Origin of the sequence: Lysinibacillus sp. FJAT-14745 (assembly GCF_001275675.1) — a bacterium.
Lineage (GTDB): Bacteria > Bacillota > Bacilli > Bacillales_A > Planococcaceae > Lysinibacillus.
This window is the reverse complement of record NZ_LITM01000015.1, coordinates 1-6,391: the sequence shown is the minus strand read 5'-3', so window position 1 is coordinate 6,391 and position 6,391 is coordinate 1. Positions and strand designations below refer to the sequence as shown.

General features: G+C 39.1%; 3 protein-coding genes and 2 pseudogenes. All 5 read right to left on the bottom strand.

What is annotated here, in order from left to right; translation table 11 throughout:
- Nucleotides 1-403: 403 nt before the first annotated feature.
- Entirely contained in the window at nt 404-2,482 is a 2,079-nt protein-coding gene (locus AMS59_RS20040) for a serine hydrolase (protein ID WP_053485487.1), read from the bottom strand.
- An 851-nt stretch (nt 2,483-3,333) separates the two neighbouring features.
- Nucleotides 3,334-3,783 (bottom strand): HTH domain-containing protein, encoded by a 450-nt coding sequence (locus AMS59_RS20035; protein WP_053485486.1) that lies wholly within the window; start codon nt 3,781-3,783, stop codon nt 3,334-3,336.
- A gap of 152 nt (nt 3,784-3,935) precedes the next feature.
- Nucleotides 3,936-4,070: pseudogene (locus AMS59_RS25500) on the bottom strand (PBSX family phage terminase large subunit); the annotation flags it as partial.
- 33 nt (nt 4,071-4,103) lie between these two features.
- Nucleotides 4,104-5,780: pseudogene (locus AMS59_RS20030) on the bottom strand (DUF6138 family protein).
- 146 nt (nt 5,781-5,926) lie between these two features.
- Nucleotides 5,927-6,148 carry a hypothetical protein gene (locus tag AMS59_RS20025; RefSeq protein ID WP_053485485.1) on the bottom strand — a complete coding sequence of 74 codons (222 nt, stop codon included), beginning with the start codon at nt 6,146-6,148 and terminating at the stop codon, nt 5,927-5,929.
- Nucleotides 6,149-6,391 lie beyond the last annotated feature (243 nt).

Here is a 6,391-nt window from a genome sequence, read left to right as displayed (position 1 = left end):
ACAATTTTACTAGAGTGCAATGCTGAATGGATTCAGTATGGCTCTTAGTCAAGCACATGTTTTGGTGAAGAGCCAAAAAATTATATATTTATAAAAATCATTTTGGACAGTTACGTTATTATATAGTAGAAATTTTATCAAAGAAAATAATTTACAACAACTAAGCTTTATAACCTTTATTTCCATTTTATTTTTATATAAGCTCTAAAATAAAAAAAGCCACTATGGTAGTGACCCCTTAAAGTTAGTTTTTTGGACTAACTTTTGGGGTATAGTTCATTTTTAGTGGCTTTTGTTTATTATTTATTATCTTCTACATATTTCCGAGTTAAGAATGTAGTCAAATGAGCTCGAGTTATTTCTGTGTAGTACCGGTTTTGTTGAAGCCGTTCTTGAATTATAGTTAATTCAACGTAATTGCAAATTCCGAGTTCGGCGCACCAGCAAATACAACCGTTCCGTTCTTCGGCAGTTTTACTTTGTTATTGCCGCTTACAACGGTAAAATTGATACATACTCCCTTTTCATCATACACCGCGAACGAACTCTTCGATGGCAACGCCACGGTCATCGTTTTCCCTGCTGCCGCTTGCGGGATCGTAAACCATTTCGCATGCCCATTTGCTTGCAGCGTAAATTTGGATGATTGGCTTGCATCAAGCTGTTTTACGTTGGATTCACTTACGTATAAAAATCCGGACACCTCCAAATATTCATCGTCGCCTTCTGTATAGAAACGGGCTTCCGACGTATCACGGCCACCCATCACAGGTATTTGGAGCTGATGCATCGCCGTGTTAGGGCCTGTAATTTTTCTGCTTTCCCAATAGCCCTCCATGCCTTCCTTGCTATTTATTTGTATGGGCATCATTGGTGCCAAATATTGTACAGAACTAAATTTCTCGCTCACAGGATAGAACTTGACGCCTTCCCGCTTTGCCCATGCGGCAGCGGTTTCCTTCGATAGCACATTGTCTTCTAGTTTCTCGGCAACATATTGAGTAACCACTGCTTGCCCTAAATCTGGCAGCGATGAATATGTGCTCTCCTTCAAATAAGTTCGTCCATTCTTCTCAGTGACGAAATTGAACTTGGAGGTACCATTCTCATTCATAAAGCTTCCATTCGCAGTATATACATATTTTTCTTCTGGATTAGATGGTAAGATTAGTTCTCCATTCTTCGTAATTTCTATTTTGAATTGACTGAAACTATTGCCGTAAAAACCCGCTTTCTTCGCTACGTCTTGAGGCATTTTGGCTTTGACCGGCTTGCCAAAGGATTTGTTCGGCTTGATATCCTTAATTGTGCCCTTCTCTTTGAGCGCAGCGAGCAGTATTTCAGTCGCCATCAGTTGATTTATAATGCTGCTACCACCGGATGACAACACAGCCACTGCCATCTTCTGTTCCGGAAGTACGACCAGTGTAGCATGTTGCAGTAACGTGTCGCCGCCTTTAGCCAAGCCCTTTATCCCATATTCACTGAATGGATATAGTTTCACACTATCCCAGCCAAGACCATAGTTGATAATATTATCTCCATCACCCGGCCACATTCCTTTTTTATATTCCTCTTGCTCCATCGCCTTGACTGCCTTATCAGAGAGGATTCCTTTTCCCTGTCCCATAAATATTTGTGAGAATCGCACCAAATCTTCTGCTGTGGAAGAGATCCCTCCCGTACCAATCACATTCACCGATTCAGTAGGAAGCTGCCCTTGGAACGTTGGAAAATAAAGTCCAGCTCGCTTATCGTCTTCCCATTTGTCCTGCGGCGTTTTCGTATGGTTTAGCTTTAAGGGTTCTGTAAACCGTTGATGTATAAATTCGGTAAAGCTCATACCGCTGACTCTTTCCACCATAATCTCGGCTAGCGTAAAGCCGTCGTTGCAGTATACCGAGAACGCGCCAGGGTCCGCCTTCAAGCTCTGGTTGGACAATTGCTGCAACAAGTTATCATGGGCATAGGTATCATTATCTTTAAATAAAAATGTATTACTAAACGTACTACCTTGCAAGCCGGAGGAGTGGTTCAACAGCATACGCGGCGTAATGCTTTTGTAACGCTCGTCTTTCATCTTGAAATCAGGAACATAGTGGATGACAGGAGCATCCAAATCGACTTTTCCTTCGTCGACCAATTTCATTACAGCTGCTGTTGCATACATTTTACTGACTGAACCAATCCCGTATAGGGTATCTTTGGTCAATGGCTGTTTTCCTTCCATATCGTTCTTGCCTGTCTGACCCGACAAAATAACTTTACCATTATCAATTAGAGCATACTGCACGCTAGTCGTCTCATAGGACTTCGTGAGTAGAGTAGCCTTCTCTGCCGCAATCTTTTTCAGTTCTTGACTAGCTAATTCTTGGCTAGCCACAACCGTAGTTTGACTGCTAGAAGACGCCATCGCCCCTGTTGGTAGGCTCATCGTTAACGCTAATGTAACGGCTAAAACCGCAGATAGTCTATTTTTCATAAAAGAATTGCCTCCTTAGATAAGTAATCGATTTCAAGATATATACTTCTTAAAACAACAATTAATGCCCCCACATTTTTTGTTCACTTTAACACCTTGATTACTCCCTTCAATAAGAAATATTTTCTATAAATAGAATATCAAAGTTTAATTTTGCTCGTAAATACAGTGATAGACTGATAACATATCGGGCTTAAGACTTATGTTTGAATATGAATGTATCACCATTTTTTAGCTTTCCCTTAGCAATTAACTCATTTATTGATTCGCTAACTGTTTATAGGGCTGTAATTCACCGCTTGGATCTAAATGAATATGCATCCTTCCCCTCCAATCTGTATCGCTTATCACCAAACAGAATTCTGTCATCCTTAGAGTAATACAGTTTTCCTAAAAAGTCAATTTCTCCACAAAGTGGAAATTTAATGATGGGAGGTCTTCTTTACCCAATCGGGATTTAGGGTAATTAATGTGAAATAAAAAAGGACCCAGAAAAATTCTGGACCATCCCAAGAACACTTATTTCTATTTGATTTTGTCTGTATCGGTTATTGCTTCTTCTTAAGATACAGCAAAACAGAATATCCTCTGCCTCACCAATTCTTTAAGTAAATTAAAAAGACCAGCTCGGCTAATTTAGCTTTGCTGGTCATCTTATATTGTGCAGCTACAATATTTGCAACTTGCGCAAGTTTAACTATTTTATTTTATTAGCTCCTTCTTTGGCTGCTTTAGCACCTCCAACCTTTCTTCTAGACCAGTGTCATTTATTTATGAAAAAAAAAGCAAATTTAATAAACGAAAATATCCCAGGCGCTCATTATTAGTAAGTACCTGGGATTTAAATTAATTTATTTATGTAAAGTAAAATTAAGCATGATAATATTCACACATATCTCAATTTCTATATTCTTCTCTAATAATTGATCTTCTTTAAAATCTATAAGTTCTTTTTCTGCTACATTTATTATTTTAGACAAGCTTTCTGTTGATAGCTCGTATTCCGTTAACAATCTATTCAATATTGACTTTACTCTATTTTTTGCATTAAAACCCTCAAATCCAAAATTCAACATTGTTAATTTATACTCAATCTCTTCAAATTTTTCATCTGTGATAGTAATTGAACCTTTCATTAAATTGTTTATCTCATTTGTGGGTATATCAAACATTTTAGAGATTTGTTGAAGTTCTAAATTAAATTTTTTGATTAAATCTTGAAATTGTTCTCTAAGGTAATCATATTGAGTTGGTCCATTAGTGAGAAAAGATATTTCTACTTTTTTCTGATCTTCATCCATTACATTACATCCCTTACTTTATTTTGGTGAAAATATTGTTTACACACTTCAATTTTCTATTCGTTTTATGCCAGCTAATAATGCTAAAGCTAAAGAAAGTTCAGAGGACTCTCAAATACAAACGTCAATTCCAGAACCTTATGAGGTTACTAGTTATAAGAGTAGTAAACCTTTACGTCTTTATCACCCAAGTCTTGATGGATAAATGTAATTGAAACAATATCGATATCCTCAACTCCCGCAAATTCAGCCAGCTCCACGAACCATAGCGCCATTTCATTGCCCTTTTTTTATCGTAGCCCAGTTAAACTCTTAGCTCACTATAGCCAATTTAACCGTGGCTGGTGGCTGGCGGCCTGCGCCAACTCCGAGAGCAACTTTCCTTGATCTCCTTTGGTTTTGGAAGCTATCTTCTTCAACTTGTCCGGTCCGCCCCAGATTAAGTAGTCGATATGCTCAACCTCGTAATCCTGAAGGCCACGAACCTGATTTAGCAGCAGCATGAGATGCCTCTCATTTTCCATATCGGTTTTGATTTTCAGTTTCATAGAATCCGTGCTATGCAGCATACACTTCACCAGCGTAGGAATCGTTTCCGCGTTAACGCCATGACGCTCAGCAAAAGCGATCGTGAAGTAGTTCTGAACGGTCTGGTGTTCTTCGTCAACCTTTTCCATATATTCTTCTACTAACGGAAAATAAGCCCGTTCCGCCAACCCGAGGCCGAAGACTGCATAACTGCCCGTCATGCAATTTTTTTCACCTTCTGTATCCGTATACCATTCGAACGATTCCATCGCAGTACGGGCATATTCCTCCACCAATGAATGCAAATTCGTATATTCCAGGGCGTTGGAGAAGAAGCGATGCGTGCCCGACTTGGCCAATCCTTTGATTGGTAGCCATTGTCTGACTCCAGATTTCAGCTTGATTTGATAACTTTTGTGGAAGCCCAGACTTAACAAGCGAGTTAGAAACCGAAGCGCACGCGCATAACTCTCCTCCGTTTCCTGCTTAATGGCTATGGTCACCTCGGCAAACACATCGTTGGCTGTGTATTTCACCAGTTCGTCGCAAAAACTGACGTCTTCCTTGGCGAACGTTCCACTGCCTTCCTTCGTCATACGTTTCGCACGGTCACTTCCCAACTCGATAGCACAATTCAAAATATCCAGTCCCCCATTTCTTCTGTGGAAGGGCTCGTATTTCAGAATCAAGGTTGCAGCATAGATGACCAGTTCAATCGGACCTTGCTCGGTATTTTCGAGCCGGGCATCGCTTTTTTTCTTATATTCTTTTTGTCATTGTGTTCCCATATTTTCGAAATAACGGGGCAACCAGTGATTCTCCAACCAATTCCGCAAAGCACCAATCAGATATCTGCGATGTTCTGCAAGATGTTTGTTCTCTTTATTTACATTTTGAATTTTCTCGAAAATAGAAATGATATGGACTGCATCTAAATCTGGAAACAGTCTCTCGTCCAACAGGTGCCTGGAGAGGAAAAACGTCTCCAAAGGTTTAGTCGGATTTTTTCCCGTTTCGAGCTTATCCGCGATATAAAAGGAGATTTGTTTCAGCAATTGTTTCTTTTTCATTTCGTCGACGTATTCCAGAATACAAACGTTAACATCTCCTTTCCGCGTCCGAAACTTGCCGTTAAAAGTAAATGGACAATTGAACAACGCCGGCGACAACTCGTCCAATTTTTGCCGTATATAAGAAGCCAGCTCAGGGACGATTCGCTCTCTCACTTGTTCCTCGGTCAGTATTTCCGAAGATTTGCCGGTATTGACTCCTGGCAACGTTAAAAAGCGCTCCGTTTCCCACACCTTTACCCTGCCCTTGACATATTCGAGCAGAGCGTAATCATGTATTCCCGCCTGTAGCGAAGTACGCTTTACAATTTGTTCCGCGTCCTTATCGCTAATATTGGTCATCCATTTATCGATTTCCTGTTTCATTTTGTCTAGAATTGTTTCCAGAGTGATGTCCATGTTCAACTTATGCTCCTTTGTATAGATTGATTTTCCACTCTCTTTCATATATTCTGACTACACTGCTTTTGAAGAGTTCTCTTGCAAACACTGCAACAACCTTTATGATAAGCGGATCTATATAGCCAAATTTTTTTAATTTTACATCACCATTCAGTTCGTAGACTTTGTTTTATTTTGGATCTCTGCTCTAGCCATATCTCATACACCACCAACTCCATCATTTGTTTGTTTTGAGTTTTAAAAAAGACACTCACAATAGGTAAGTGTCCGTCAATCGAGATAGATATTATTTTATTCTCCTTAATAACTAAAGATGGAAAATAGTCCATATCCAATTCATTTGTCTCTTTCTCATTACGATTCATACTTACTCTTCCTATGTCAGTATGGTTAGGACTTCCCAACCGTCATATTTCAATAATTCTTCAGAAGCAATACTGTAAGAAGCAACTGCTTTATCTTTGCCTGAAAACAAGTCATTCGGCGTTAGTTCTATAACCACTCTTATTTCGTTATTTTTAATATTATAACTAACTCAACTTTCGCAGTAAAAAAATCCTGATCAACACTTCGTATTATTAGCTATTTTGCTATTCAAAAATCTATTT

Excerpts from the sequence above, each read along its gene's own strand:
- AMS59_RS20025 (WP_053485485.1), bottom strand. The coding sequence starts at position 6,148 with ATGAATCGTAATGAGAAAGAGACAAATGAATTGGATATGGACTATTTT.
- AMS59_RS20040 (WP_053485487.1), bottom strand. The coding sequence starts at position 2,482 with ATGAAAAATAGACTATCTGCGGTTTTAGCCGTTACATTAGCGTTAACG.
- AMS59_RS20035 (WP_053485486.1), bottom strand. The coding sequence starts at position 3,783 with ATGGATGAAGATCAGAAAAAAGTAGAAATATCTTTTCTCACTAATGGA.